Annotated in this window: 23 protein-coding genes and 3 pseudogenes; 15 read left to right on the forward strand and 11 right to left on the reverse strand. The window is 62.9% G+C overall.

Annotation, left to right across the window (positions count from 1 at the left end; genetic code table 11):
* Nucleotides 1-96 precede the first annotated feature (96 nt).
* Nucleotides 97-4,381, reverse strand: a pseudogene (locus tag M0746_RS00170) (DEAD/DEAH box helicase).
* Nucleotides 4,382-4,684: 303 nt separating this feature from the next.
* Between M0746_RS00170 and M0746_RS00175 the strand changes: the two are divergent.
* Nucleotides 4,685-5,568, forward strand: a pseudogene (locus M0746_RS00175) (sugar nucleotide-binding protein).
* The gene (locus M0746_RS00180; protein ID WP_258447864.1) at nt 5,561-6,493 is read left to right on the forward strand and encodes an NAD-dependent epimerase/dehydratase family protein; all 933 of its coding nucleotides are present in this window, start codon (nt 5,561-5,563) and stop codon (nt 6,491-6,493) included. The pseudogene M0746_RS00175 and the gene M0746_RS00180 overlap by 8 nt, the downstream one beginning before the upstream one ends.
* 206 nt (nt 6,494-6,699) lie before the next feature.
* Here the strand turns inward: M0746_RS00180 and M0746_RS00185 are convergent, their stop codons facing one another.
* The 5 genes from M0746_RS00185 to M0746_RS00205 form a co-directional block, all read right to left on the reverse strand.
* Nucleotides 6,700-7,398 (reverse strand): OmpW/AlkL family protein, encoded by a 699-nt coding sequence (locus M0746_RS00185; RefSeq protein ID WP_258447865.1) that lies wholly within the window; start codon nt 7,396-7,398, stop codon nt 6,700-6,702.
* Nucleotides 7,399-7,645: 247 nt separating this feature from the next.
* Entirely contained in the window at nt 7,646-8,164 is a 519-nt protein-coding gene (locus M0746_RS00190; protein WP_203419672.1) for a DUF3299 domain-containing protein, read from the reverse strand.
* 11 nt (nt 8,165-8,175) lie between these two features.
* Nucleotides 8,176-9,441, reverse strand: coding sequence for an ABC transporter permease (locus M0746_RS00195; protein WP_258447866.1), 1,266 nt, complete (start codon nt 9,439-9,441; stop codon nt 8,176-8,178).
* 1 nt (nt 9,442) lies between these two features.
* Nucleotides 9,443-10,153 (reverse strand): ABC transporter ATP-binding protein, encoded by a 711-nt coding sequence (locus M0746_RS00200; protein WP_016984101.1) that lies wholly within the window; start codon nt 10,151-10,153, stop codon nt 9,443-9,445.
* Nucleotides 10,154-10,290: 137 nt separating this feature from the next.
* The gene (locus M0746_RS00205) at nt 10,291-10,890 is read right to left on the reverse strand and encodes a DUF2796 domain-containing protein (RefSeq protein ID WP_258447867.1); all 600 of its coding nucleotides are present in this window, start codon (nt 10,888-10,890) and stop codon (nt 10,291-10,293) included.
* A gap of 135 nt (nt 10,891-11,025) precedes the next feature.
* Here M0746_RS00205 and M0746_RS00210 point away from each other — a divergent pair, with 135 nt between their 5' ends.
* Nucleotides 11,026-11,385 (forward strand): hypothetical protein, encoded by a 360-nt coding sequence (locus M0746_RS00210; protein ID WP_208939587.1) that lies wholly within the window; start codon nt 11,026-11,028, stop codon nt 11,383-11,385.
* A gap of 4 nt (nt 11,386-11,389) precedes the next feature.
* Here M0746_RS00210 and trxA read toward each other — a convergent pair.
* The 3 genes and pseudogenes from trxA to M0746_RS00225 form a co-directional block, all read right to left on the reverse strand.
* Nucleotides 11,390-12,263 (reverse strand): annotated as a pseudogene (gene trxA / locus M0746_RS00215) (thioredoxin).
* 183 nt (nt 12,264-12,446) lie between these two features.
* Nucleotides 12,447-13,100 (reverse strand): class I SAM-dependent methyltransferase, encoded by a 654-nt coding sequence (locus tag M0746_RS00220; protein WP_258447868.1) that lies wholly within the window; start codon nt 13,098-13,100, stop codon nt 12,447-12,449.
* The gene (locus tag M0746_RS00225; RefSeq protein ID WP_093097910.1) at nt 13,097-13,561 is read right to left on the reverse strand and encodes a YbaY family lipoprotein; all 465 of its coding nucleotides are present in this window, start codon (nt 13,559-13,561) and stop codon (nt 13,097-13,099) included. Before M0746_RS00225 ends, M0746_RS00220 begins: the two co-directional genes overlap by 4 nt.
* A gap of 128 nt (nt 13,562-13,689) precedes the next feature.
* Between M0746_RS00225 and nrdR the strand changes: the two genes are divergently transcribed.
* The 12 genes from nrdR (at nt 13,690) to M0746_RS00285 (ending at nt 22,512) form a co-directional block, all read left to right on the forward strand.
* The gene (nrdR, locus tag M0746_RS00230; protein WP_172833237.1) at nt 13,690-14,154 is read left to right on the forward strand and encodes a transcriptional regulator NrdR; all 465 of its coding nucleotides are present in this window, start codon (nt 13,690-13,692) and stop codon (nt 14,152-14,154) included.
* A complete protein-coding gene (gene ribD, locus M0746_RS00235) occupies nt 14,151-15,281 on the forward strand; it encodes a bifunctional diaminohydroxyphosphoribosylaminopyrimidine deaminase/5-amino-6-(5-phosphoribosylamino)uracil reductase RibD (RefSeq protein WP_258447869.1) in 1,131 nt (376 codons plus the stop codon). The genes nrdR and ribD overlap by 4 nt, the downstream gene beginning before the upstream one ends.
* A 47-nt stretch (nt 15,282-15,328) precedes the next feature.
* Nucleotides 15,329-15,991: a riboflavin synthase gene (locus tag M0746_RS00240; protein WP_090286709.1), complete on the forward strand. Its 663-nt coding sequence runs from the start codon at nt 15,329-15,331 to the stop codon at nt 15,989-15,991.
* Between the two features lie 21 nt (nt 15,992-16,012).
* Nucleotides 16,013-17,104: a bifunctional 3,4-dihydroxy-2-butanone-4-phosphate synthase/GTP cyclohydrolase II gene (gene ribBA / locus M0746_RS00245; protein ID WP_093097920.1), complete on the forward strand. Its 1,092-nt coding sequence runs from the start codon at nt 16,013-16,015 to the stop codon at nt 17,102-17,104.
* Nucleotides 17,105-17,194: 90 nt separating this feature from the next.
* A complete protein-coding gene (gene ribH, locus M0746_RS00250; RefSeq protein WP_258447870.1) occupies nt 17,195-17,671 on the forward strand; it encodes a 6,7-dimethyl-8-ribityllumazine synthase in 477 nt (158 codons plus the stop codon).
* Entirely contained in the window at nt 17,668-18,168 is a 501-nt protein-coding gene (nusB, locus tag M0746_RS00255; RefSeq protein WP_258447871.1) for a transcription antitermination factor NusB, read from the forward strand. The genes ribH and nusB overlap by 4 nt, the downstream gene beginning before the upstream one ends.
* Before the next feature lie 27 nt (nt 18,169-18,195).
* Nucleotides 18,196-19,161 (forward strand): thiamine-phosphate kinase, encoded by a 966-nt coding sequence (gene thiL / locus M0746_RS00260; RefSeq protein WP_258447872.1) that lies wholly within the window; start codon nt 18,196-18,198, stop codon nt 19,159-19,161.
* Nucleotides 19,158-19,661, forward strand: coding sequence for a phosphatidylglycerophosphatase A family protein (locus M0746_RS00265; RefSeq protein WP_090286703.1), 504 nt, complete (start codon nt 19,158-19,160; stop codon nt 19,659-19,661). Before thiL ends, M0746_RS00265 begins: the two co-directional genes overlap by 4 nt.
* Nucleotides 19,662-19,692: 31 nt before the next feature.
* Nucleotides 19,693-20,427, forward strand: coding sequence for a substrate-binding periplasmic protein (locus M0746_RS00270; RefSeq protein ID WP_258447873.1), 735 nt, complete (start codon nt 19,693-19,695; stop codon nt 20,425-20,427).
* A 251-nt stretch (nt 20,428-20,678) separates the two neighbouring features.
* On the forward strand, nt 20,679-21,296 hold the full coding sequence (ribA, locus tag M0746_RS00275; protein ID WP_090286700.1) for a GTP cyclohydrolase II: 618 nt from the start codon (nt 20,679-20,681) through the stop codon (nt 21,294-21,296).
* Nucleotides 21,293-21,712 (forward strand): MFS transporter, encoded by a 420-nt coding sequence (locus M0746_RS00280; protein WP_258447874.1) that lies wholly within the window; start codon nt 21,293-21,295, stop codon nt 21,710-21,712. The genes ribA and M0746_RS00280 overlap by 4 nt, the downstream gene beginning before the upstream one ends.
* Nucleotides 21,712-22,512 carry a cobalamin-binding protein gene (locus M0746_RS00285; protein ID WP_258447875.1) on the forward strand — a complete coding sequence of 267 codons (801 nt, stop codon included), beginning with the start codon at nt 21,712-21,714 and terminating at the stop codon, nt 22,510-22,512. The genes M0746_RS00280 and M0746_RS00285 overlap by 1 nt, the downstream gene beginning before the upstream one ends.
* 137 nt (nt 22,513-22,649) lie before the next feature.
* On the opposite strand, the gene M0746_RS00290 is transcribed toward M0746_RS00285, so the two are convergent.
* A complete protein-coding gene (locus M0746_RS00290) occupies nt 22,650-24,533 on the reverse strand; it encodes a TonB-dependent receptor domain-containing protein (protein ID WP_258447876.1) in 1,884 nt (627 codons plus the stop codon).
* A 165-nt stretch (nt 24,534-24,698) separates the two neighbouring features.
* Complete coding sequence (gene dxs, locus M0746_RS00295) at nt 24,699-26,597, reverse strand: 1-deoxy-D-xylulose-5-phosphate synthase (RefSeq protein ID WP_258447877.1); 1,899 nt, start codon at nt 26,595-26,597, stop codon at nt 24,699-24,701.
* Nucleotides 26,598-26,651: the final 54 nt, after the last annotated feature.

Genomic DNA, 26,651 nt, shown 5'->3' on the forward strand with positions numbered 1-26,651 from the left:
CTCATCGCGGGCAAGCCCGCTCCCACATTGGTTTTGTGTACACCGCAGAACCCTGTGGGAGCGGGCTTGCCCGCGATGAGGCCAGAACAGACACCCTCAATTGCGGATGAGTTTCCTGCCTATCTGCTCAACGACCACCTGACCCCATTCCCCCAGATCTGCTGCTTGCCGGCAATCATTGCCGCCACCGCAACCCCATCGCGATACACCAGCCGATTACTCGCCAGCGCCGGGACTTTCACCCCGGGCAACAGGGTCCCGGCGAGGTTCAGCGGGTCGACCCCGCAGACCATCACCAGACTGCCGTCGTGCGGGCGTCGGCGCACTTCGCGCAACAGGGGAATCGCCTCGGGCAGGGCGAATTGTTCGCCCGCCAGACCACTGACGAAGCGCCCGCCACGAATCTCGCCACGCGCTTCGAGCCGATGGAATGTGCGCAAAAATTCGCGCCAGCTCGGCAACCAGTCCGCCTCGCGCTCGAGCAAGCGCCAGAACACCACGCCGTAGCGACGCAGCAACGTCATGGCGACATGCTCCAGCGTTTCGTTGTTATCCACAGCTGTACCGCGCCGCAACAAGGCCCAGCGTCCGGCATCGTCCATGCCGCCGACAAACGCGCCGCGCCCGCGCCGACTGCTACGCTGCTGGCGCTTGCTCGGCGGGGTGATCAGCGCGCGCAGGCCGGCGAAGCTGTCAGCGTTCACCAGCCCGGCGCCGACCAGTTCCTGCAAGGCGATTTCCAGTTCGCTGCGCAACAGGTGCGCTTCGTGAATCAGCTCATCGAAAAACAACGCGCCGTGCTGGCTCAAGGCGTCGAAGACCTTGCGGGTTTTCGGCGACAGCTCGTCTACCGGCGTCTGTTCGGCCAGCGCACTCCACAAGCCGACCTGACTGCGCGGCAGCAACACGATCGGTGTGCTGCGCAACGCCGTGCCGCTGACCTTTTGCCGAGCGCTGAGGCGCGTCCACACCAGTTTGCCGTTGCGGCACAGCTCATCCAGCCAGCTCGGTGAATAGTCCTTGAGCCGCGCCGGCAAAATGTCGCTGTCCCACGCCGAAGCCGCTGCCGCGTAGCCTTCGAACTGGCCGACAATTGCCGGCAACACCGCGCTGCCCTGACCGCGCGTCGAGGCTGACAGGTGCTGCCAGTCGAACAGAAAACGCATGAAGTCCTGCAACGCCACCGGTTCGATTTCCCGGCGCAAGCGCTTGACCGTGTAGCGATGGATGCGCGCGAGCAGATGCCGTTCGCACCATTCCTCTTGATCAAGGTTCGGCGTGAATTGGCCGCGCAGCACATAACCTTCGCGCTCCAGTCGGGCGAGGACTTGCGCGACCTGCGCAGTCGGCAACGCCAGCGGTTGGGCGATGGCGAGTAACGGCAGCGGGCCGAACCCGGCGAGGCGCGCGCGGATCACTTCGAGCAAGGCGTCATCGAAACTCCACGCCGCGTCGAAGCCCGGTAATGCGTCCAGCTCGGGATGCGGCGTGGCCTGTGGATAAAGCGCCTGCAGGCAGGTCAGACGTTCGCGGGCCAGCCACAAAGAATGCTCGGCATCGACCTGCAGACAACACGCGCGGCCACTGCTGGCCAGGGTCTGCAGCCACTCGCGCCAGCCGTCATTGGCGGCCACTTCCGCTGCGCTGATGCAGGCCAGGCTCATCAGCGCTTCGTGCATTTCATCCGCCGAATTCGCCGTTGGCCACGCTTCTTCGCATACGGCTGTAATGGCGTCGGCATCCAGTGCACCGAGGTCATCGGTCGATTGCGGATCGCTCCAGCGTCGGTTGATCACCGCTTGCGTGCGGCGCTCTTCCAGCGGCGCGTCATCGAGAAAGGTGTACGGCCGCGCGCTGAGAATTTCTGCGGCGAGCGGCGAGGGCGCCGGCAGGTCGCGGCTGATCAGGCGCACCTCGCCGCGCTCCATGCGGCGTAACAGCGTGAGCCAGCCTTCGCTGTCCATCGCTTCGTGCAGGCAATCGTCGAGGGTTTGTTCGATCAGCGGATGCTCGGGGATTTCCCGCTCGCCGGCGAGGTTTTCCAGGCAGGCGATCTGATCGGGAAACACGCTGGCGATCAGGTCTTCGCTTTTCATTCGCTGCAACTGCGGCGCGACTTTGCGCCCGCCGGTAAAGCGCGGCAGCGCCAGCGCGACCCCGGCATTCCAGCGCCAGCGCACGCCGAACAGCGGCGCGTCGAGCACGGCCTGGATGAGGATGTGTTCGGCACTGTTGCTGTGCAGGTAGCGCCACACCTCGTCGAGTTCAAAGCTGTGACTGGTCGACAGCGACAGCACGATCGCGTCTTCGCTGGCGGCGGCCTGCAATTCGAAATTGAAGGTGCGGCAGAAGCGCTTGCGCAGGGCCAGGCCCCAGGCGCGGTTGATGCGGCTGCCGAACGGCGTGTGGATGATCAGTTGTGTGCCGCCGGATTCGTCGAAAAACCGCTCCATCAGCAGCGTGTCCTGCGAGGGCAGGGCGCCGAGGGTCTGGCGTGCGCGGGCCAGATATTCGATCAGTTGCTCGGCGCTGGCGCGGTTGAGGCCCAGGGTCTGGGTCAGCCAGTCGAGCGCCGGTTGCAGATCGCCGGGGTTGGCGCCGAGCAATTCGTCGAGTTGCGCTTGCAGGCGTGCCACCGCGGCGGACAGCTCATCGCTACGCCCCGGCGCTTCGCCGAGCCAGAACGGAATGGTCGGCGGCTGGCCGTGGGCATCCTCGACGCGCACCTTGCCGGCCTCCACGCGCAGGATGCGGTACGACGTATTGCCGAGCTGGAACACGTCGCCGGCAATGCTCTCGACGGCGAAATCTTCGTTGACGCTGCCGATGTTCAGGCCTTGCGGTTCGAGCAGTACGCTGTAATCGGCGTTGTCGGGAATCGTCCCGCCGCTGGTCACTGCAGTCAGTTGCGCACCGCGCCGGCCACGCAAGGTGCGGCTGACGGCGTCGCGGTGCAGGTACGCGCTGCGGATGCCTTGGCGCCCGTTGTAACCCTCGGCGAGCATGCTGAGCAGCGCCTGATAGTGATTTTCGTCGAGGTCGCGATAGGGCGCGGCGCGGCGGAACATGGCCAGCAGCGCGTCTTCCGGCCATTCCTGGCAGCTGACTTCGGCAATGATCTGCTGCGCCAGCACATCCAGCGGCGCCTGTGGAATATGCAAAGTGTCGAGTTCGCCACGACGCACGCAGTCGAGCAGGGCGGCGCATTCGATCAGATCGTCGCGGGTGGTGGCGAACAAGCGTCCCTTCGGCGTGCCGCCGACCTGGTGGCCGGAGCGGCCGACCCGTTGCAGGAAACCGGCAATCGAGCGCGGCGAACTGATCTGGCAGACCAGATCGACTTCGCCGATATCGATGCCCAGTTCCAGCGACGCGGTGGCGATCAGCACCTGCAACTCGCCGCGCTTGAGCCGCTGCTCGGCATCGAGGCGAAACTCCTTGGCAAGGCTGCCGTGGTGCGCCGCGACGGCGTGCTTGCCGAGGCGTTCGCTCAGGTGCCGGCTGAGGCGTTCGGCCAAACGCCGCGTGTTGACGAAAATCAGCGTGGTGCGATGTTCGCGGGCCAGTTCGGCGAGGCGGTTGTAGACCAGCTCCCAAACGTCATTGGCCATCACCGCCGATAAGGGCACCGGCGGCACTTCGATGCCCAGATCCCGAGGGCGAGCGTGGCCAATGTCGATGATTTCGCAGGGCCGCTCATGGCCGACGAGAAATTGCGCCACGGCTTCGACCGGTTTCTGCGTGGCGGACAGGCCGATGCGCGTCAGTGGTTCGCTGCACAACGCTTGCAGGCGCTCCAGACTCAGCGCCAGATGACTGCCGCGCTTGCCGGCGGCCATCGCGTGGATTTCATCGATGATCACCGTACGCGTGGTGCCGAGCATTTTGCGGCCTGACTCGGAACCGAGCAGCACGTACAACGATTCCGGCGTGGTCACCAGAATATGCGGCGCAGTCTTGCGCATCGCCGCACGGTCTTTTGCGGGGTGTCACCGGTGCGCACGGCGGTGGTGATCTGCAGCTCGGGCAGGCCCAGTTGGCGCAGTTGTTCGGTGATGCCGGCCAGCGGATTCTGCAGGTTGATCTGGATGTCATTCGACAGCGCTTTGAGCGGCGAAACGTAGACCACCAGGGTTTCGTCGGGCAGGCCGTCGGGGTTTTCCAGGCCGCGATGAACCAGATCATCGAGTACGGCAAGAAACGCAGTCAGGGTTTTGCCGGAACCGGTCGGTGCGGCGATCAACGTCGAGCGGCGCTGACGGATCAACGGCCAGGCACGAGCCTGGGCAGCGGTGACCGCCGGGAACGTGTGGCTGAACCAGGCGCTGACGGCGGGGTGAAAACCGGCCAGGGCGCTGTCGGCGGGGAGGGGCAGATTCATGGATAAAGTTATGCGGGCGGGGGAAGGAAGATGCAAGTACCGCTGGGGATCTTCAGAGGCAGTCAGGTCCTTATCGTCGGCAAGCCAACTCCCACAGGATTCATGCCTGGCACAAAACCTGTGGGAGCTGGCTTGCCAGCGATGAGGCCGGTTGCCTCAATACAAATTGCGGGATCTGCACATTACGGATGACGGTTGCGCACTAAACCCGCAAAATGCAACGATTCCGGCAATTATCGACGACGGTTCCACGAGAACCGTCGCTAAAGCCATCGTTCCAATCAGACTGGGCCTGCTGACTCTATGCGAATGCGCCTTATGTTACTGGGCGGCGGAAATGCCCTTGGGCAGGCGCTGATTCGCCTCGGTGCGGAGGAAGACATCGGTTTCCTCGCCCCCGCCCGCCCGAAAACGGCTGGGATGCCGCGAGCCTGACGCAACTGCTGGACGACACCCGTCCCGATGCGTTGATCAACCTCGCCTACTATTTCGACTGGTTCCAGGCCGAGACCGTCAGCGAAACCCGCATGGCCGGGCAGGAACGTGCGATCGAGCGTCTGGCCGAACTGTGCCAGCATCACAACATCGTCCTCGTGCAGCCGTCCAGTTATCGGGTGTTCGACGGTTCGCGCGCCACCGCCTACAGCGAAAAAGACGAGCCAGTGCCGCTGGGCCTGCGCGGGCAAGCCTTGTGGCGTATCGAACAGAGCGTACGCGCCACCTGCCCGCAGCATGTGCTGCTGCGTTTCGGCTGGCTGCTCGATGACAGCCCGGACGGCACGCTCGGGCGTTTTCTCGCCCGCGCCGAGCAACCGGAAGAATTGCTGCTGGCCGATGACCGCCGCGGCAACCCGACGCCGGTCGACGACGCCGCACGGGTGATCATTTCGGTACTCAAGCAACTCGACTGCGCGGCGCCGCTGTGGGGCACGTATCACTACGCCGGCCATGAAGCGACCACGCCGCTGGCGCTGGGCCAGGCGATTCTCACCGAAGCACGCAGCCTGCACGCGCTGGCCATCGAAGCGCCGACCGCCCAGGCACACGCCGCACGGCCCGACGCTGCCGAAGAGCCGCAACACGCGGTGCTGGCCTGCAAGAAAATTCTGCACACTTTCGGGATCAAGCCGCGCGCCTGGCGTGCTGCACTCCCGGGCTTACTGGACAGGTTCTACCGTCATGGCTGAAGGTATCGTTCTCATCACCGGCGGAGCCGGTTTCATCGGCTCGCACTTGACCGACGCGTTGCTCGCCAAGGGCCACTCGGTGCGGGTGCTCGACGACTTGTCGACCGGCAAACGCAGCAACCTGCCGCTGGATAATCCCAAGGTTGAACTGATCGTCGGCGATGTCGCCGATGCGGCGCTGGTGGCGCACGCCATGCACGGCTGCAGCGCAGTCGCCCATCTGGCGGCGGTGGCGTCGGTGCAGGCGTCAGTGGACGATCCAGTGAAGACTCACCAGAGCAATTTCATCGGCACGCTGAATGTCTGCGAAGCGATGCGTCTGGCCGGCGTCAAACGGGTTTTATACGCCTCCAGTGCAGCAGTCTACGGCAACAACGGCGAGGGCGAGTCGATCAGCGAAGACACGCCGAAAGCCCCGCTGACGCCGTACGCCTCGGACAAACTGGCCGGTGAGCAGTATTTCGATTTCTATCGCCGCCAGCATGGCCTGGAACCGGTGATCTTTCGCTTCTTCAACATCTTCGGCCCGCGCCAGGATCCATCCTCGCCGTACTCCGGGGTGATCAGCATTTTCAGCGAACGCGCGCAGCAAGGTTTGCCCATCACCGTGTTTGGCGATGGCGAGCAGACGCGCGATTTTCTCTATGTCGAGGATCTGGTCAGTCTGCTGGTGCAGGGGATTGAAAAGTCTGATGTGCAGGTGGGCGCGGTGAACGTTGGCTGGAATCAGTCGATGAGCCTCAAGCAGATGCTCGAAGCATTGAAAGTGGTGGTCGGTGAACTGCCGCCAATAAGTTATGGCCCGGCGCGGGCGGGTGACATTCGCCATTCGCGGGCGGATAACCGGCGCTTGCTGGAGCGGTTTGAAATGCCGCGGCAGACGCCGATGAGTGTGGGGTTGGCGCGGTTGCTTGGGCGTGGCTGATAGAGCCCTCATCGGAACGCACCACCAATCCCCACCCATGAAAAAGGCGCCCTTCAACAGGCGCCTTTTTCACGGCCGGAACAAGCAATCCATCCCAGTGGCAAGGGAACATTGTCCCCCGATCAATGGCGTACCGTCGTCGTCAGTTCTACGCCTGCCTGCCACGAAGCCTCATTCACCACCACGTGAACGTTCGGTCAATCGACTTAGAACTTATAGCCCAAACCGACCATGTAGATGAACGGATCGACATCGACGTTGACCCGAGCGCGAGTGCCCGGCGCGACGGCGTTGTTTTCGACGGTAGCGCGGGTATCGATGTCGATGTAGCGCACCTGGGCGTTGAGCATGATGTTGTCGGTCAGCATGTAGTCGGCACCGACCTGCCAGGCCAGGCCCCAGGAGTTTTTCGCCTTGAAGTTGCTGAACCCGTTGGCGCTGGCTTCGCTGCCGACGTGCTCGTCATAGATCCAGGTGTAGTTGATGCCGCCGCCAACGTAGGGCTGGAACGCCGATTTCGAATCCAGCGGGTAGTACACGACGCTGAGGGTCGGTGGCAGGTGTTTGAGGGTGCCGAGCTTGCCGTTAGCGGCGGGCAGAGCGGTGCCCTTGAGTTTGACGTCATGCTCGAACGGCGTGGCTGCGAGCAGTTCGAGGCCGACGTGGTCGGTGAGCATGTATGCGAAGTTCAGGCCCAATTGGGTGTCGCTGCTCATGGTCGCCTTGCCGCCCAGATTAGCGCCGCTCAACGGCCCCTGATCGACCTTGACGCTGGAGCTGTCGGCCTTCGGGTTGACGGTGATCGCACCGGCGCGGATCAGAATGTCGCCGGCCTCGTGGGCGTGGGCGAGCGGGGCTGCGAGCGCGAGGGCCAACAGCGAGGCGCTGAGCAAGGACTTGTTCATGGGGGCTCCGAAAGGACATAAGAAATCTGATGCCCTATGGTACGAAGCCAGCTGATCCGGTCTTTTGACTCAGCTCAATGAAACAGTGATGGGGCGAGGTTTAGTGGGGGCTTTGATGGCCCCATCGCTGGCAAGCCAGCTCCCACAATGATCGAGTCGTTCACCAATTTTGTGATCACCAACGAAATCTGTGGGAGCTGGCTTGCCAGCGATGGGGCCCTAACAAACAGCACAAAACCACCGGTATTTACTCCGGCAGCTCATACGCATAAATCTTCTGCGCCTCCATCTGATACCCGGCATCCGCCAGTTCGCTGCTCGATGCCTTGACCTGCAGTGGCCCCTCGACCCAGTACGGCTGATACAACTCGTCGAGCTTCACGCCGAGTTCGCTTTTCACATGCACGATCTGGTTCGACGGCGGTGGCGGCACGTGGATGCAGGCGCCGAAATACGGCACCAGCAGGAAATCCGTGGTGCGCCCCTCTTCGCTGACTTCCAGCGGCACAATGTAGCCCGGCAAACGAATGTTCTGCCCGTCGAGGCTCTGCACCACCGGCGCATTCGGCAGGTCCTGCTTGGCCGCCGGCGCGGACTCGGCCGACAGTGCATCGCCCATCTTCGACAGGTCATGCAGCGGGGTCATGTTCGGCACTTCCGGAGCGGCGTCCGGCGGAATCATTTCCGACCACGTCAGGTCCTTCGGCGCTGCCGCCCAAACGGGCAGGGCGATCAGCAACAGCAGCGCGAGCACGGCGCGGGGCATGGTGAACTTCCTCATAAACGGATCGACAGGCCATCGGCCAAAGATTGGCGATAAGCGCGCCAGGCCGGCACGCTGCCCATCAGCAGCGCGGCCGCCAGAATGCCACCGAGCAGCGTCCATTCATACTCGCTCGGCCACGCCAGCGGCAGATACAACCCGTAGTTGGCTTGCACGTAACCCTGCGCGGCGGCGATGCCGATGTACAACAGCGCCAGTCCGGCGATCACCCCGGTCAGCGCCAGGGCGAATGCCTCCAGCACCAGCAGGCTCGCGATGTGCCAGGGCCGCGCGCCCACCGAACGCAGAATCGCCATCTCGCGTCGCCGCTCGTTGAGGCTGGTGAGAATCGCCGTGAGCATGCCGATCAACCCGGTCAACACCACAAACAGCGAGACCACGAACAACGCTTTTTCGGCGGTGCTCATCAGGCTCCACAATTCCTGGAGTGCCACACCCGGGAGGATCGCCAGCATCGGCTCACCGCGGAATTCGTTGATCTCGCGTTGCAGGGCGAAGGTGGAAATCTTGCTGTTGAGGCCGAGCATGAACGCGGTGATCGCTTGTGGCGTCAGGTCCATGTTGCGCGCCTGATCCGCCGTGATCCGCCCATTACCGCGCGCCGGCACACCGTTGTGCCAGTCGATGTGGATCGCTTCCATGCCGCCGAGGCTGATGTGCAACGTGCGATCGACCGGGGTCCCGGTGCGCTGCAGAATACCAACCACGGTGAACGGTTTGTCGTCGTGCTTGACCAGACTGATCGCCGCCACGCCGTGGGCCAGCACCAGTTTGTCGCCGAGCTTGTAGTGCAACGCTTCGGCGACTTCGGCACCGAGCACTACTTCAAACGGATCTGTCGCAAACGCACGTCCGTCGGCCAGCGCCAAGTGCTGCTGACGGCCGTACTGGTAATGCTCGAAATAGGCTTCGGTGGTGCCCATCACCCGGTAGCCGCGATGGGAATCGCCGAGGGACATCGGGATCGCCCACTTCACTTTCGGGTTGTTGGCGAAGTGCTCGAAACTGTCCCAGCGAATATTGTTGGTGGCATTGCCGATGCGAAACACCGAGTACAGCAGCAGGTTCACCGAGCCTGAGCGGGCGCCGACGATCAGGTCGGTGCCGCTGATGGTGCTGGCGAAACTGGCTTTGGCTTCGGTGCGCACGCGCTCGACCGCCAGCAGCAAGCACACTGATAAAGCGATGGCGAACGCGGTGAGCAAAGCGGTGAAACGGCGGTTGGCCAGGCTGGCCATGGCCAGACGAAACAGATACATCTCAGACCTCGGCAGACGTGGCGGCGCGATTGAGCTCGGCCAGGGACAGGTGACGATCGAACAGCGGCGCCAGGCTCTGGTCATGGCTGACAAACAGCAAGCTGGAACCGGCCTCGCGGCACTCGGCGAACAACAGGCGAATGAAATTCTCGCGGGCGTCGTAATCCAGTGCTGAAGTCGGCTCGTCAGCGATCACCAGTTCCGGCTGGCCGATCAGGGCGCGCGCAGCCGCGACCCGTTGTTGCTGGCCGATCGACAACGAATCGGCGCGGCGGCTGAGGATGCTTTCGTCCTTTAACCCCAAGTGAGCGAGCAGGGTCGCGGCGGCCTGATCGACGCTGCCGTGGCGCTGTTTCGCTCGCTGGGCGCGCAGTTTCGAAAAGTGGCAGGGCAATTCGACGTTTTCGCGCACCGAGAGAAATGGCAGCAGGTTGAATTGCTGGAAAATGTAGCCGGTGTGATCGACACGAAAGGTGTCGCGGGCACCGGCGGAGAGCTCGGTCAGCTCCTGGCCGAGCAGGCGAATACTGCCACGGCCGGGCTTCTGCACACCGCCGAGCAAACCGAGCAGCGTGGTCTTGCCGCTGCCGCTCGGGCCTTTGAGGAACAGAGTCTCGCCGGCTTCCAGGCGAAACGCCGGAATGTCCAGCAACGGCGGGTGACCGGGCCAGTTGAAGCCCAGGTCGGACAGTTCGATGAGTGCTTGGGTCATGGCACCAATTTCATGGTTGAGACTGAACCCCTGTGGAGCGAGCCTGCTCGCGAAGGCGCCGGATCAGTCGATATAAGTGTGACTGAAGTACCGCTTTCGCGAGCAGGCTCGCTCCCACAGTGGATATTCGGTGAGTCTTAGAACTTCAGCGACGCGGCTTTGGCCGTCACTTCCGTACCTTGCTGGCCGCTGGCGCTGATCAGTTGTACCTGAACCTTCTGCGTGGCCGGGAAGGTCTTGAACAGGTTCGTCAGATCCAGCGTCTTCAACGCACCTGGCGCAGTGCAAGTGAACTGATAGTGCGCATGGATTTCGCTGTGCTCGTGGTGATGCTCGTGGCCGTCCTTGTCCGCTTCATCTTCGTCATGATCGTCGGCATCCGGCTTGTCGCCGAACAGCGGACTTTTCAGTTCCTGACTGGCCACTTTGCAACCGGCCGCCGCCGGCAGACTGAACAGCGCCAACGGTTTTTCCAGCTGCGCACGAGCGGCAGCGATCTTGGCCTTGTCAGCGTCCGAAGTGGCCGCATGCTCGAAACCCACCAGATTCATCGCCGGGCTTTCCAGCTCAAGCTCCAGAGTCTGGCCATCGAGCGCGGCATTCAGTCGACCCACGCCGTGTTCATGGGCGCCGAGGCTGCCGTGCTCATGGTCGTGATCGTGGTCATGCTCGTCAGCGGCGTAGGCAACGGCCAGCGGCAACAGGGCAAACGGCAAAGCGAGCAACAAACGACGCATGGCGAACTCCGGGACGTGAAATGAAAAGTTTGTTATGTAATCTTATAACGAAAGTGCGCAGAGTTTGCCCGTGTGCTTGGCGTTACACAAGTCCCGTGGGAGCATGCAGGTCGGAAAAAGGCAGGAGCGAATTCAATGTTGCGGATACGCGGAACCGTCGGCGCGGTGCCGGTGGATTTGACGGTGGAGCTGGATGACAGTGACTGGGCCAGGCTTGGTTCGGCGCTCAGTGCTCAGGCGCCGCTGGCTCAGTCTGAAGTGGCGGCATCGGTGCCGGCGGCCAAACCACAGGGCCAGGACGATGCGTTGTGGCAGGTGGCGAAGGATCTGTTGCGTCAGGCCGGGCAGCTCAGCGGGCCGGACTTGCTTGATCAGCTGGAAGGGCTGACCGGCAGTGCAGCGGCGGGCAAGCGTTTGCTGGTGCGGCTGCGCCACAGTTCGCAGGTGAAAGTGCAGAGCGGCGCCGACACGCCGCTCTATAGCTGGATCGAGTGAACCCTTAGTACAGCGCAGCGAAGACCTTGCGGCGGTAAGCGGTCACCAACGGGTGATCGTTACCGAGCAGCTCGAACACTTGCAGCAGGGTCTTGTGCGGCAAGCCTTCGCCGTAGCTGCGATTGCGAATGAACAATTTGAGCAGGGCTTCCAGCGCCGCTTCGTATTGCTGACGGGCGAGCTGCTGGATCGCCAGTTGATAGGCCGCTTCATCGTCCTGCGGGTTTTGCGCCAGACGGCTTTTCAGCTCGGCGGCGTCCGGCAGGTCACGGGCCAGCCCTGAGGAACTGGATCTGCGCCTTGGCGCCGGCCAGTGCGGCTTTGTGCTCGTCGCTCTTGACCGCGTCGAGCACGGTCTGCGCTTCGCTCAGCTCACCGCGTTCGGTCAGGCAGCGTGCATACAGAATCAGCGCCTTGGCATTGCTGTTGTCTTGCTGGAGCATGGCTACCAACGCCGCTTCGGCATCGGCGTAACGCCCGTCATCGAACAGCGCCTGAGCCTGTTCGAACGGATCGGCAGCGGCCGGTGGCGGCATTTGCACATGCGGTTCGAGCAGCGCGCGCACTGCGGATTCCGGTTGCGCACCGGCAAAGCCGTCGACCGGTTGACCGTCCTTGAACAGCACCACGGTCGGCAGGCTGCGAATGCCGAAGCGGGCAACGATGTCCTGCTCGACGTCGCAATTGACCTTGGCCAGCAGCAACTCGCCCTGATAGCTCTCGGCGATACCTTGCAACATCGGCATCAGCGCCTTGCACGGGGCGCACCATTCGGCCCAGAAATCCACCAGCACCGGTTTGGTGAAGGAAGCCTCGATCACCGACTGGTCGAAATCGGCCGTCGTGGCGTCGAAGATGTACGGCGTTTGCTCACTCATGGGGGATCTCGTCAAAGCGTGGATGGGGCAACTATAAGGCTTGGTGGGGGTTGGCCGGAAGCGGGGCGGGTTTTGGATATGTGTTGCCTGGGGAGGGCGCCTTCGCGAGCAGGCTCGCTCCCACAGTGATTTATGAACGACACAAGTCCCGTGTGGGAGCGGGCTTGCCCGCGATGCTTTTAGCTAGCGCCGCGCATGGTAAAGGCTGACATGCCGAAATTCTTCAGGCTCGGCCAGATCGGGGAGGGTCATCGCCTCGAGCATTTCGATCCGCTCATACAAGGGATGGCGGAAATCCCGAACCCGCGAATCCGCCACCAGGGCCTCGCGGCCACGACTGAGAAAGGCATCGAGCAGCGGCAGATTCGCCCGGTCATACAGCACATCCGCGACCAGAATCAGATCGAAGCGATCGGCCTCGGCGAAGAAGTCGGTCGAATAATTCATCTCGACATCATTCAACACAGCATTCGCCCGACACGCCGCAATCGCCAGCGGATCGAGATCGCAGGCCACCACTTCCAGCGCGCCGGCTTTCACCGCCGCGATCCCGGCAATTCCGGAACCGGCACCGAAATCCAGCACGCGCTTGCCGCGCACCCACTCGGGAAACGCCGCCAGATAGCGCGCCACCGCCAGGCCGCTGGCCCAGCAGAAACTCCAGTAGGGCGGCTCGTGCAGGATGCGCTGGGTTTCTTCCTGGCTGAATTCGCGGGCCATGTTGTCGCCGTCGATCAGCCATAACTGCAAATCGGTGTCCGGCAACGCGCAGGCTTTCAGGCGGGCGTCGCCGAGCAATTCGCCCAAGGCCTGTTGCAGGTCGAGCGGTGCCGTCATGGGGCTTTGACGAATTGCAGTTGGCCCAGTGCCTGGGTGGTCGGCTGAGAAATGGTCTGCGACGGCAGGTGCAGAATCAACTGGCCGGACTGGCTGGCGCGACCACGCAGCTCAACCCGCGCACCGGCCGGAAACGCTTCGGGATTGAAGCGCAGGCGAAACGGCAGCAGCTGATTGGTGCCGATCAGGCTCGAGCTGGCGAGCAGTTGTTGCGGGCGATCCTTTTCATCGATCACCAGCAACGCCAGCTCGACTTCGGCCCCGGCGGGTACGCCTTGCAGGGTGCCGCTCAGTTCCCGTTGATAGGCCGGCAGCGGGCCGAGTTCGGCGGCCTCCTTGGCTTTTTTCTGTGCCTGCTGTGGCGCAGGGCCCGGCGTTGGCGGCTGGGGCTTGGGTGCGTCGCTGCCACAGGCCACCAGCAGGCTGAAAAGACTGAGCAATACGAGCGGACGTAACGGCATTGGAGGCTCCGGCAGAATGAATTCCATGGATCAAACGATCATGCCGTTCTGTATACCGCAAAGGCTATGGCTTGTCTTGCCACCGGGATGCGCTACCATGGCCCTCCCTTTTTTTGTTGCCAGCCACCATGCACTGTCCCTTCTGCGGTGCCAACGACACCAAGGTCATCGACTCGCGTCTGGTCGCCGAGGGCGAACAGGTGCGCCGCCGGCGTGAATGCCTGGCCTGCGGCGAACGTTTCACGACGTTCGAGACGGCCGAACTGGTGTTGCCGCGCCTGATCAAAACCGACGGCAGCCGCCAACCGTTCGACGAAGAAAAACTCCGTGCCGGCATGCAGCGCGCGCTGGAGAAACGTCCGGTGAGCGTCGAGCGCCTCGAATCCTCTCTGGTTCACATCAAGCACAAGTTGCGCGCCACCGGCGAGCGCGAGGTCAAATCCCTTGTGGTCGGCGAACTGGTCATGGCCGAACTGCAAAAGCTCGATGAGGTCGCCTACATCCGGTTCGCCTCCGTGTACAAGCGCTTCCAGGACCTCAACGAATTCCGCGAAGAGATCGACCGCCTCGCCCGCGAACCGGTGCAAGAATGACCGCCGCCGAGCAGGCCATCCTCGACGCGCATTTCATGGCGCGCGCGCTGGAACTGGCGCGCAAAGGTCACTACACCACCCATCCCAATCCGCGGGTCGGCTGTGTGGTGGTGCGCGACGGGCAGATTGTCGGCGAAGGCTGGCATGAACGCGCCGGCGAACCGCACGCAGAAGTTCACGCGTTGCGCGCTGCTGGTGAGCAGGCCCGCGGCGCCACGGCATATGTCACCCTCGAACCGTGCAGCCACCACGGCCGCACGCCGCCGTGCGCCGATGCGCTGGTGAATGCCGGCGTGGCGCGGGTGGTGGCAGCGATGCGTGACCCCAATCCGCAAGTCGCCGGACGCGGTTTGCAGCGCTTGGCTGATGCCGGTATCGCCACTGAAAGCGGGGTGCTGGAAGCAGAAGCACGCAAGCTCAATCAAGGTTTTCTGAAACGCATGGAGCATGGCTTGCCATTCGTGCGGGTCAAGCTGGCCATGAGCCTCGACGGTCGCACAGCGATGGAAAGCGGCGAGAGCCAATGGATCACCGGCCCGGCGGCGCGTTCAGCGGTACAGCGTTTGCGCGCTGAGGCGGCTGTGGTGTTGACCGGCGCCGATACCGTGCTGGCCGACGGTGCGCGCTTGACCGTGCGCGCTGACGAGTTGGGGCTGGATGCCGAGCAAACCGCGCTAGCCATGAGCCGGCCGCCGTTGCGCGTGCTGATCGACGGCCGCCTGCGGGTGCCGCTGGATGCGCCGTTCTTCAAGGCCGGCCCGGCGCTGGTCGCCACCTGCGTGGCCGTCGAGGAACAGTACGCCAACGGCCCGGAATGCTTGATCGTGCCGGGTGACGACGGTCAGGTCGATCTGCACCAACTCTTGCTGGAGCTGGCCCATCGCGGCGTCAACGAGGTGCTGGTCGAGGCTGGCCCGCGTCTGGCCGGGGCTTTCGCGCAGCTTGGTCTGGTGGACGAGTTCGTGATTTTCATCGCTGGCAAGTTTCTCGGCTCCACGGCGCGTCCGCTGCTCGACTGGCCGCTGGCCTCTATGAGGGATGCGCCGCAGCTGAAAATCACTGAAATCCGCGCGGTCGGCGATGACTGGCGAGTCACTGCCCGCCCTGTCCCTGCGGCGCGCGTATAATTCCCGGCCATCGCCTTAGCGCTGGCCCCGTTCTCAAGGAGAACCCCATGTTCACCGGCATCATCGAATCCATCGGCAGCATCCGTGCACTGACCCCCAAGGGCGGTGATGTGCGTGTGCATGTCGACACCGGCAAGCTCGACCTGAGCGACGTCAAGCTCGGCGACAGCATCGCCGTCAACGGCGTCTGCCTGACCGCAGTTGAGCTGCCGGGCAATGGTTTTGCCGCCGACGTCAGCCGCGAAACCCTCGACTGCACTGCCATGAACGACCTGAAAAGCGGCAGCCCGGTCAATCTGGAAAAAGCCCTGACCCCGACCACCCGTCTCGGCGGGCATCTGGTCAGCGGCCACGTCGACGGTGTCGGCGAAGTGGTATCGCGCAGCGACAACGCCCGCGCCGTGGAATTCTGCATTCGCGCGCCGAAGGAGCTGGCCAAGTACATTGCCCATAAAGGCTCGATCACTGTCGACGGCACCAGCCTGACCGTGAACGCGGTCGATGGCGCCGAATTCATGTTGACGATCATCCCGCACACCCTGAGCGAAACCATCATGGCGTCGTATAAGCCAGGTCGCCGGGTGAATCTTGAGGTCGACCTGCTGGCGCGTTATCTGGAGCGTCTGCTGCTGGGTGACAAGGCCGCCGAGAAGACCGCCGGCAGCACGATCACCGAAAGCTTTCTGGCCCAAAACGGCTACCTCAAATAATTCAAAAGAAGGGGGTGCCTTGTGGCGCTCAATAGCATCGAAGAACTGGTTGAAGACATCCGCCAAGGCAAGATGGTCATCCTCATGGATGACGAAGACCGCGAGAACGAAGGCGACCTGATCATGGCCGCCGAGTGCTGCCAGGCTGAACACATCAACTTCATGGCCAAGCACGCCCGTGGCCTGATCTGCATGCCGATGAGCCGCGAGCGCTGCGAGCTGTTGAAGCTGCCGCTGATGGCGCCGCGCAACGGTTCCGGCTTCGGCACCAAGTTCACCGTCTCGATCGAAGCCGCCGAAGGCGTGACCACCGGCATCTCCGCCGCTGACCGCGCGCGCACCGTGCAGGCCGCTGCTGCCAAGGACGCCAAGGCTGAAGACATCGTCAGCCCCGGCCACATCTTTCCGCTGATGGCCCAGGCCGGCGGCACCCTCGCACGCGCCGGCCACACCGAAGCCGCATGCGATCTGGCGCGCATGGCCGGTTACGAGCCAAGCGGGGTGATCTGCGAAGTGATGAACGACGACGGCACCATGTCCCGTCGCGCCGAACTCGAAGCCTTCGCCGCTGAGCACAACATCAAGATCGGCACCATTGCCGACCTGATTCACTATCGGATGATCCACGAACGTACCGTTCAGCGGATTGCCGAGCAGCCGCTGGACAGCGAACTGGGCCAATTCAACCTGGTGACCTATCGTGATTCGGTGGAAGGCGACGTGCACATGGCGCTGACCCTGGGCACCGTTTGCGCCGAAGAACCGACGCTGGTGCGCGTGCACAACATGGACCCGCTGCGCGACCTGTTGATGGTCAAGCAACCGGGCCGCTGGAGCCTGCGCGCCGCCATGGCTGCGGTCGCCGAGGCGGGCAGCGGTGTGGTGCTGTTGCTCGGCCACCCGCTCGACGGTGACGTGCTGCTGGCGCACATTCGCGAAACCGGCGATCAGCCGGCGCCGAAAAAACCGACCACCTACAGCATCGTCGGTGCCGGTTCGCAGATCCTGCGCGACCTCGGCGTACGCAAAATGCGCTTGATGAGCGCACCGATGAAGTTCAACGCGATATCCGGTTTCGATCTGGAAGTTGTAGAATACGTGCCCTCCGAATAATGACCGGCTGTTTCCGGATTCCAATTCGCGGCAAATAATCACTGAGGGGCGCGTAACAGACGCGTCCCGGCTCTTTAAGAGAACTGACGAATGACCCTGAAGACCATCGAAGGTACCTTCATCGCCCCCAAAGGCCGCTACGCTCTGGTAGTGGGCCGCTTCAACAGCTTCGTGGTTGAAAGCCTGGTCAGCGGTGCCGTTGATGCCCTGGTTCGCCACGGCGTGAGCGAAAACGACATCACCATCATCCGCGCACCGGGCGCCTTCGAAATCCCGCTGGTTGCGCAGAAAGTCGCGCAGAAAGGCGAGTTCGCCGCAATCATCGCCCTCGGCGCGGTCATTCGTGGTGGCACCCCGCACTTCGAATACGTGGCGGGCGAATGCACCAAGGGTCTGGCTCAGGTGTCCATGGAGTTCGGCGTGCCGGTCGCTTTCGGCGTGCTGACCGTTGATTCCATCGAGCAAGCCATCGAACGTTCCGGCACCAAGGCCGGTAACAAAGGTGCCGAAGCTGCCCTGTCCGCTCTGGAAATGGTCAGCCTGCTGGCGCAGTTGGAGGCCAAGTGATTAGCGACGAAAGCGATCGTTTCAACCCGCGCGATCCGAAACCTGCGGATGCCGGCAAGCCCTCGAAAAGCGTCAAGCGTCGCGAAGCCCGTCAGCTCGCGACTCAGGCGTTGTACCAGTGGCACATGGCCAAGCAATCGCTGAACGAGATCGAAGCGCAGTTTCGCGTTGATAACGATTTCGCCGATGTCGATGGCGCCTATTTCCGCGAGATCCTGCACGGGGTTCCGCAGTTCAAGAGCGAAATCGACACCGCCCTGACGCCTTGCCTGGATCTGGCGATCGAAGAGCTGGACCCGGTTGAACTGGCGGTTCTGCGCCTGTCCACCTGGGAACTGCTCAAGCGCGTCGACGTGCCGTACCGCGTGGTGATCAACGAAGGTATCGAACTGGCGAAAGTCTTCGGTTCGACCGACGGCCACAAGTTCGTCAACGGCGTGCTCGACAAGCTGGCCCCGCGCCTGCGTGAAGCTGAAGTGAAGGCGTTCAAGCGCTGATCGGCGCTTGAGCACTTTGTCTCAGCCATGGGCGAGTTTGAGCTGATCCGCAATTTCTTCGCCGCCGCGCCCTGTGCGCAGGGCGGCGAAGGCGTTGCTCTCGGGATTGGCGATGACTGCGCCTTGCTGACGGTTCCCGCCGGGGAACAGTTGGCCATTTCTACCGATACGCTGGTGGCCGGTGTGCATTTCGCCGACCCCTGCGATCCGTTTCTGCTCGGTCAGCGCTCGCTGGCCGTTGCGGTCAGTGACCTGGCCGCCATGGGCGCCACGCCTGTTGCCTTTACCCTTGCCCTGACTGTGCCGACGGTGACCGCTGATTGGCTGCAAGCCTATGCCCGCGGTTTGAACCGCATGGCGCAGAGTTGCGGCGTGGCGCTGGTTGGCGGCGACACCACGCGTGGCCCGTTGAGCCTGACGGTCACCGTGTTTGGCCGCGTACCCGCTGGCCAGGCGTTGACCCGCAGCGGCGCGCGAACGGGCGACCTGCTTTGTGTCGGCGGTGAATTAGGCAATGCCGCCGGGGCTTTGCCGCTGGTGCTCGGGCAACGCGACGCCGCGGCCGAAATCGCCCAGCCGCTGCTCGATCATTACTGGTCGCCTCAGCCGCAGCTGGCCCTCGGTCAGGCCTTGCGGGGTAAAGCCACAGCGGCGCTGGACATCTCCGACGGCCTGCTCGCCGACTGCGGTCATATCGCACTGGCGTCGAAGGTGCGACTTGAGATTGAACGCGAGCGTGTACCGTTGTCGGATGCCTTAGTGGCGTTTCTCGGGCAGCGCGGTGCCGAACGTGCGGCGCTCAGTGGTGGCGATGATTACGTGCTGGCCTTCACGCTGCCGTCCGACGAGCTGCCGGCACTGCTGGCGGCCGGCTGGCCAATCCACGTGATCGGCCGCGTCAGCGACGGCCAGGGCGTAGTGCTGCTGGATCGTGACGGTCGCGATATCACCCCGCATACCCGCGGTTATCAACATTTTCAGGAGACACCGTGACAGATCACCCGAAACAGGTTCCGGCTGAATTCGTGCCGCCGTCGGTCTGGCGCAATCCCTGGCATTTCCTCGCGTTCGGCTTCGGTTCCGGCACGCTGCCCAAAGCCCCGGGCACCTGGGGCTCACTGGTGGCGCTGCCGTTCATTCCGTTGTGGCAGATGCTGCCGGACTGGGGCTATTGGCTGATGCTCGGCATCACCATGCTGTTCGGCTTCTGGCTGTGTGGCAAAGTGGCCGACGATCTGCGCGTGCACGACCACGAAGGCATCGTCTGGGACGAAATGGTCGGCATGTGGATCACCCTGTGGCTGGTGCCGGAAGGCTGGTACTGGCTGCTGGCGGGTTTTCTGGTGTTCCGCTTCTTCGATATTCTCAAGCCGTGGCCGATCCGCTGGATCGACAAACACGTGCATGGCGGCGTCGGCATCATGCTCGACGACGTGCTCGCCGGGGTGTTTGCCTGGCTGGCGATGCAGGGGCTGGTGTGGCTGTTCGCCTGATCAGGGTCAGGGGCAAGTGAGGGGCAGGTAAATGCTGCGACGCGGGTTGGCGATGCTGGTTTTGGCTCTGTTGGGCGCGTTCGCCCATGCGCACGAAGCGCCGCCGCCTGCGGTGATCCATCTGGCCAGCGAAGACTGGGAAGACTACACCGCTGCCGATGGTCATGGCCTGGCCTGGGATGTATTGCGCAAAGTGTTCGAACCGGCTGGCGTGAAGCTGGACATTCGCACGGTGCCCTACACCCGCTCGATCGGCCTGGTGCAATTGAAGGAGGTGGACGCGCTGGTCGGCTCCTACCGCGATGAAGCCCAGCAGGTGCTGTATCCGAAATGGCATTTCGACTCCGACCACATCTATGCGCTGGGGCTGGCCAGCAGTCCCGAACCCACCCTGGCGACGCTGGGCAAATACCGCTTGGCGTGGGTGCGCGGCTATCGCTACGAAAACTACCTGCCGAACATCAAGCGCTACAACCAGATCGAGCGGCGCAGCGGCATTCTGTCGATGCTCAAGCAGGGGCGGGCGGATTATTACATCGACGCGCGGACCGAGGTCGAAGCCGTCGTGCGTGACGCGGTGGACCCGGCGCAATACCGTTATTCGCATCTGGCCGAGTTGCCGTTGTTCCTCGGTTTCGCCGATACCCCGCAGGCCAGGGCGTTGATGGCCCTGTATGACCGGCGCATGGCGCAACTGGTCAAGAGCGGCGAGCTGAAGCCCGTTTTCGAGAAGTGGAAGCAGCCGTATCCGTTCACCTCGAACTGATCGTAGATCTAATGACTGACGATGCACCTGTGGGAGCGAGCCTGCTCGCGAAAGCGGTCGATCAGTCATCACTTGGTTGACTGAACTGACGTCTTCGCGAGCAGGCTCGCTCCCACAGGGGTGGGGTGCAGGCCAGTGTCATCAAACTTTTTGATCGTTATCGCCGATAATTCAGCCTAAGCGTCCACAGGTACCTGCTGTTACAATGCCGGCCTGCGAATTTTCAGAATTTTTAGATCAGGAGCACACCGGTGCCTGTCGTCTTTGTTGCCGCTTGCAAGCTGCCAACGCCTTATGCGCAATTCACCATGCACGGGTTTCTCGATGAAACCACCGGCCGCGAGCACGTCGTGCTGAGCCTGGGTGAAATTGCCGACGGCGCTCCGGTACTCGGCCGTTTGCACTCCGAATGTCTGACCGGCGATGCCTTGTTCAGCCAGCGCTGCGACTGCGGTTCGCAACTGGACGCCGCCCTGCAGGCGATCGCCCGCGAAGGCCGTGGCGTGCTGTTGTATCTGCGCCAGGAAGGTCGCGGCATCGGTCTGTTGAACAAGATCCGCGCTTACGAATTGCAGGACGGTGGCGCCGACACCGTTGAAGCCAACGAACGTCTGGGCTTTGCCGCCGATCAGCGCGACTACGCCATGTGCCTGCCGATGCTCGAACATCTGGGGGTCAAATCCCTGCGCCTGATGACCAACAACCCGCGCAAGGTCAAAGCCCTGACCGAGATGGGCATCGTCGTCGCCGAGCGCGTGCCGCTGCACACTGGTCACAACCCGCACAACAAACTCTACCTGGCGACCAAGGCCAGCAAGCTCGACCACATGATGGGCAACGAGCATCAGGGCGAGGTCGACCGCGCGTGACGCGTGGACAGGTGCGGCGCCGATTGTCGGTGGCCTGGTGGCAATACCTGGCGCTGGCGCTGTTGCCGCTGTTCGTCATCAATGCGTTGTTCGGCGCGGGCGAAGGGCTGCTGCCGGTACTGGCGATGCCGTTGTTCATTGCCGGCGTCGCGTCGATGTTCGTCAGCCTGAAGTTTTTCAGCCGCTACAAGCATGCGCTGATCGCCACGCAAAAAGCCCTCGACACGCCCGATGAACCGGCGGCGTGGATTGCGCTGGCGGCGCGCCGTCGGGCGGCGTTTCTGGTCGCCTCCCTGCCGGCGTGGATCGGTGCGCTGGCAGTGTTCGTCGGACTCGAAGCGGTGCCGCTAATGTTGTTGGCACTGTCCACGGCGGTACTGTTTTACCTCTACCGTATTCCGCGTCAACTCGGCTGATGCGCCGGCTCTGGTTGGCGGTTCTGCTGCTGACCGGCGCTGGACCGGTGTTGGCGGATCTGCGCGTGGTCAGCCTCGCGCCGTCGCTGTCGGAAATTGTCGTTGAGCTGGATTCCGCCGATTTACTGGTCGGCGTGCTCGATGCCGGGGAGCGCCCCGAGTCAATTGCGCATGTGGCCTCGGTTGGGCGATATGGCCAGCTCGACGTCGAGCGTTTGCTCAGCCTCAAACCTGATCTGTTGTTGCTCTGGCCCGGCAGTGTCGGCGCGGCGCAGCGTGATCAGCTCAAGCGGCTGGGGATTGCGACCTTTGTCGCCGAGCCGCATTCCCTCGAACAACTCACCACTCAGATTGAAGCGATTGCCACGCGCCTGGGACGACCGGAGCGCGGACTTAAGCGCGCGGGGTATCTGCGTCAGCAGCTTGCAGAACTACGCCAGCGCTATCGTCGCGAGGTGCCGTTGCGGGTGTTCTATCAGGTCTGGGACAAGCCGCTCTATACCATTGGCGGCGGACAGATCATTAGTGATGCGCTGGAGGTGTGCGGGGCGCGCAATGTCTTCGCCGACCTGAGTTTGCCGGCGCCGCAGGTGAGTATCGAGGCGGTGTTGCAGCGTGATCCCGAGGTGATATTGGCGGGAGACCAAGCGCAGCTGGAGGCGTGGAAGAGCTGGCCGCAGGTGGCGGCGGTGAAGCAGCGGAAGTTGCTGTTGGTGACTGACAAAGGTCTTGAGCGCCCCAGTGGCCAAATGATCAGCGCCACTGCCAAGCTTTGCCGGTTGATTGCGCCCGACCGTTGAGACCGCAGCGCCTGCATCGCGAGCAGGCTCGCTCCCACTTTTGATCGGGGTTTAACCCGGGATCTGAGTGCAACAGAGATCCACTGTGGGAGCGAGCCTGCTCGCGAAGAGGCCCGCCAAACCACCACAAAACCCGATTAGAGTTCTGGCGTCCAGGTCACCCCAAACATCCACACCCGACCTTCTTCGCGATACCCATACTGGCTGCCGTCATAGCTGTAATTGGCCCGGCTGTAACCCTTGTCGAACAGGTTGTCGACCTTCAGATCCAGCTTGATCTCGCGATTCAGCGCCCAACTGCTGCGTAAGCCGAACAGCGCATAGCCACCCAATGATTGCTGGTTGTCGCGATCGTCATAACTGCTGCTCACCGCCTGCCAGCTCGCGCCCAGGCTCAAGCGGTCGAACTGCCGATCCAGATCCCAGTTCAGCGTTCGCCGCGCACGTCGCGCCAGGGTGTGCCCGCTGTCGCGGTCGCGCGGGTCGATGATCGAAACGCCCAGATTGTTCTGCCAACCGAACAGGTCCTGCTTGAGCGCCGCTTCAAAGCCATTGATCCGTGCCGAAGCGACGTTTTCCGGGCGCGAATTGCTGCCGAAAATAATCGCGTCCTCCAGATCGGTGCGATAGATCGACGCTTCGAGGCGGCTGCTGTCGCTCAACTGGCTGCGCCATTGCAGCTCGTAGCTTTTCGAGGTTTCCGGTTTCAGATCAGGATTGCTGAAATCCGGGTAGTAGAGGTCATTAAAGGTCGGCGCGCGGAAGCCTTCGCTGTAGCTCAGCAACACATCGTTGTCCGGGTTGAGCGGCAGGGTGAAGGTGCCGCTCCAGGTGTTCTGACTGCCGAACTGCTGATTGTCGTCATGGCGCAGGCCCAGCTCAGTGGAAAAACTGTCGCCCTGGTAGCGGTGCTGGATAAACGCGGCGCGGTTCCAGCGGCTGTCCTCGTCGAACGCGGTGCTGCTGTTGATGCGGTCCTCGTACCAGTCGCCGCCGAGAATCAGGCTGTTGCGCGCATCGAGGGTCAGGTCGTTCTGCCAGTTCACCGAATCACGGTAGGTGTTGAATACCGTGCGTTCGTCGCTGAGCTTGTCGAAAGTTTTTTCGCGGTTCTCTGTGTGGCCGAACTCGAGGCGGGTTTTCCAGCGTTCATTGACCCGCGCGTCGACGTAGCTGTTGAGACTGCTGACGTTGAAATCGCTGTAGGGCTGTTGTTGGTAGGACCGATTCGTCGCGAAGTCATATCTACCGAATGGACTGTCGAATTCGCTTTTGCCACGGTTATCCAGCAGATTGGCGCCGACCTCGATGTCTGCGGTCAGCGCATGGCTGAGGCTCAGGCTGATGGATTGGTTGCGGTAGGCGTCGTGATCGCCGTCGCTCGGGTAGGAGTCGTGAGTGCGGTCGATGCCGGCGCTTTCATCGAGGCTGGCGCCAAGGTTGAAGCGGGTTTTATCGTCGCCCCCGGATAAGCCGAGGCTGCGCTCCCAGCTCTGGTTGCTGCCCAAGCCCATGTGCAGGCGTGGCTGCAAGCCCTGGCCATTGCCGCGACGAGTGAAGATCTGGATCACCCCGCCAATCGCATCGCTGCCATAAATCACCGAGCGTGAACCGCGCAGCACTTCGACGCGCTCGATCTGCTCGATATTCAAATGCTGCAAATTACTGTCACCGGACGTCGAATTGCCGATGCGTTGGCCGTCGACGAGTACCAGACTCTGCGCCGACTGTGTGCCGCGAATGTAAATACCCGGCAGGCTGCCGCGCCCGCCGGTCTGCGCCACTTGCACGCCGGGTACGCGGCGCAGCAGGTCAGGGACGTCGCTCGGTTGCAGTCGATCAATGTCTTCGCGAGTGAACACGGTATTGGCGGCGCTGCTGTCGTTGCGGGCTTCGACCTGGCGGTTGGCGCTGATCAGCATGTCGGGCAGCTTCAGGGCCTGGTCGCGCTCGAAGGTATCGGCGAAGGTGTTGGCGGTCGGCAGCAGGAAGAAGGGCAGGGCGAGGCGCGAGAGGTTCATCGGTGGTCCGTGAGAAATTGCAGATGTACACAAACTTTATGCTTCCACAAAACACTGTGGGAGCGGGCTTGCCCGCGAAGAGGCCGGTACATTCAACATCAAGGTTGACTGTGCCGACGCCTTCGCGGGCAAGCCCGCTCCCACAGGTATTGCGTGTTCAGCGAGTTAGCGGTCGAGCAGCGCCAGCCGTTGGCGAATCGATGCTTCGATCCCGGCCTCATCGAGCCCGCATTCGGCGAGCATTTGCGCCGGCTTAGCATGCTCGACGTAGATATCCGGCAAGCCCAGATGCAGCATCGACTTGAGGATGTTCTCGCGCGCGAGGAATTCGCTGACCGCGCCACCGGCGCCGCCCATGATCGCGTTTTCCTCGACGGTCACCAGCAGCTCGTGGCTGGCGGCGATCTCGCGAACCAGCGCTTCATCCAGCGGTTTGACGAAGCGCATGTCGACCACCGTGGCATCAAGCTTCTCGGCGACTTTCAACGCTTCGGCCAGTTGCACGCCGAACACCAGCAGGGCGACTTTGCTGCCCTGACGGCGGACGATGCCTTTGCCGATTTCGATTGGCTCGAGGTCTTTCTCGATGGTCGCGTTCGGGCCGCTGCCGCGCGGGTAACGCACCGCCGCCGGGCCGTTGTACAGGTGGCCGGTGGTGAGCATTTTGCGCAGCTCGTTTTCATCGCTCGGCGTCATGATCAGCATGCCCGGGATGCAACGCAGGTACGACAGGTCGAAGCTGCCGGCGTGGGTCGGGCCGTCTTCGCCGACCAGACCGGCGCGGTCGATGGCGAACAGTACGTCGAGGTTCTGTACGGCGACGTCATGCACCAGCTGGTCGTAACCGCGCTGCAGGAACGTCGAGTAGATCGCCACCACCGGTTTCGCGCCTTCGCAGGCCATGCCGGCGGCGAACGTTACCGCGTGTTGTTCGGCAATCGCCACGTCAAAATAGCGCAGCGGGAAGCGTTCGCTGAAGGCCACCAGATCCGAGCCTTCCTTCATTGCCGGGGTAATCCCGACCAGACGCGGGTCGCTGGCGGCCATGTCGCACAGCCACTCGCCGAACACTGCCGAGTACTTTGGCCCGCTGGCGGCTTTCGGCGCGGCGGCCGGCGCGTCCAGTGGCTCGAGTTTGGTGATGGCGTGGTAACCGATCGGGTCGACTTCCGCCGGGGCGAAGCCTTTGCCTTTCTTGGTGACGATGTGCAGGAACTGCGGGCCTTTCAGATCACGCATGTTGCGCAGTGTGGCGATCAGGGTCGGCAGGTCGTGGCCGTCGATCGGGCCGATGTAATTCCAGCCCAGCTCTTCGAACAGCGTGCCCGGGACCAGCATGCCTTTGGCATATTCTTCGGTGCGACGGGCGATTTCCCAGGCTCCCGGCAGGCGCGAGAGGACTTTCTTGCTGCCTTCGCGCATGCTCGCGTAGGTGCGGCTGGAAAGGATCTTCGCCAGATAATTCGACAGCCCGCCAACGTTGCGCGAGATCGACATGTCGTTGTCGTTGAGGATCACCAGCATGTTGGCGTTGACTTCCGGCGCGTGGTTCAGCGCCTCAAAGGCCATGCCGGCGGTCAACGCGCCATCGCCGATCACCGCGATGGCCTTGCGATCGCTGTCCTGCAGGCGGGCGGCAATCGCCATGCCCAGCGCGGCGCTGATCGAAGTGCTGGAATGGCCGACGCCAAAGGTGTCGTACTCGCTCTCGGAACGACGCGGGAACGCGGCGATGCCGTCCTTCTGGCGCAGGCTGGCCATGCGCTCGCGACGGCCGGTGAGGATCTTGTGCGGATACGCCTGATGGCCGACGTCCCACAGCAACCGGTCGTCCGGCGTGTCGAAGACGTAATGCAGCGCGATGGTCAGCTCGATCACGCCCAGGCCGGCACCGAAATGCCCACCGGTCTGGCCGACCGTGTAGAGCAGTTCCAGGCGCAACTCATCGGCCAGGGTTTCCAGCTCGGCTTCGCCTAACCGGCGCAGGCCGTCCGGCGTATTCGCGCGGTCGAGCAGGGGCGTGGTCGGGCGCTTGCGGGGAATCTCATGAAACGTCGTGGGCATCAGGCGAATCGTTATAGGTATAGAAGATGCGGCAGTTTACCTGATGCATCGGCC

Source organism: Pseudomonas sp. S11P7 (genome assembly GCF_023195435.1).
Classification (GTDB): domain Bacteria; phylum Pseudomonadota; class Gammaproteobacteria; order Pseudomonadales; family Pseudomonadaceae; genus Aquipseudomonas; species Aquipseudomonas fluorescens_G.

Coding starts and splice junctions, on each gene's coding strand:
- M0746_RS00180 (WP_258447864.1), top strand. CDS start 5,561: ATGGCTGAAGGTATCGTTCTCATCACCGGCGGAGCCGGTTTCATCGGC.
- M0746_RS00185 (WP_258447865.1), bottom strand. CDS start 7,398: ATGAACAAGTCCTTGCTCAGCGCCTCGCTGTTGGCCCTCGCGCTCGCA.
- M0746_RS00190 (WP_203419672.1), bottom strand. CDS start 8,164: ATGCCCCGCGCCGTGCTCGCGCTGCTGTTGCTGATCGCCCTGCCCGTT.
- M0746_RS00195 (WP_258447866.1), bottom strand. CDS start 9,441: ATGTATCTGTTTCGTCTGGCCATGGCCAGCCTGGCCAACCGCCGTTTC.
- M0746_RS00200 (WP_016984101.1), bottom strand. CDS start 10,153: ATGACCCAAGCACTCATCGAACTGTCCGACCTGGGCTTCAACTGGCCC.
- M0746_RS00205 (WP_258447867.1), bottom strand. CDS start 10,890: ATGCGTCGTTTGTTGCTCGCTTTGCCGTTTGCCCTGTTGCCGCTGGCC.
- M0746_RS00210 (WP_208939587.1), top strand. CDS start 11,026: ATGTTGCGGATACGCGGAACCGTCGGCGCGGTGCCGGTGGATTTGACG.
- M0746_RS00220 (WP_258447868.1), bottom strand. CDS start 13,100: ATGACGGCACCGCTCGACCTGCAACAGGCCTTGGGCGAATTGCTCGGC.
- M0746_RS00225 (WP_093097910.1), bottom strand. CDS start 13,561: ATGCCGTTACGTCCGCTCGTATTGCTCAGTCTTTTCAGCCTGCTGGTG.
- nrdR (WP_172833237.1), top strand. CDS start 13,690: ATGCACTGTCCCTTCTGCGGTGCCAACGACACCAAGGTCATCGACTCG.
- ribD (WP_258447869.1), top strand. CDS start 14,151: ATGACCGCCGCCGAGCAGGCCATCCTCGACGCGCATTTCATGGCGCGC.
- M0746_RS00240 (WP_090286709.1), top strand. CDS start 15,329: ATGTTCACCGGCATCATCGAATCCATCGGCAGCATCCGTGCACTGACC.
- ribH (WP_258447870.1), top strand. CDS start 17,195: ATGACCCTGAAGACCATCGAAGGTACCTTCATCGCCCCCAAAGGCCGC.
- thiL (WP_258447872.1), top strand. CDS start 18,196: ATGGGCGAGTTTGAGCTGATCCGCAATTTCTTCGCCGCCGCGCCCTGT.
- M0746_RS00270 (WP_258447873.1), top strand. CDS start 19,693: ATGCTGCGACGCGGGTTGGCGATGCTGGTTTTGGCTCTGTTGGGCGCG.
- M0746_RS00285 (WP_258447875.1), top strand. CDS start 21,712: ATGCGCCGGCTCTGGTTGGCGGTTCTGCTGCTGACCGGCGCTGGACCG.
- M0746_RS00290 (WP_258447876.1), bottom strand. CDS start 24,533: ATGAACCTCTCGCGCCTCGCCCTGCCCTTCTTCCTGCTGCCGACCGCC.
- dxs (WP_258447877.1), bottom strand. CDS start 26,597: ATGCCCACGACGTTTCATGAGATTCCCCGCAAGCGCCCGACCACGCCC.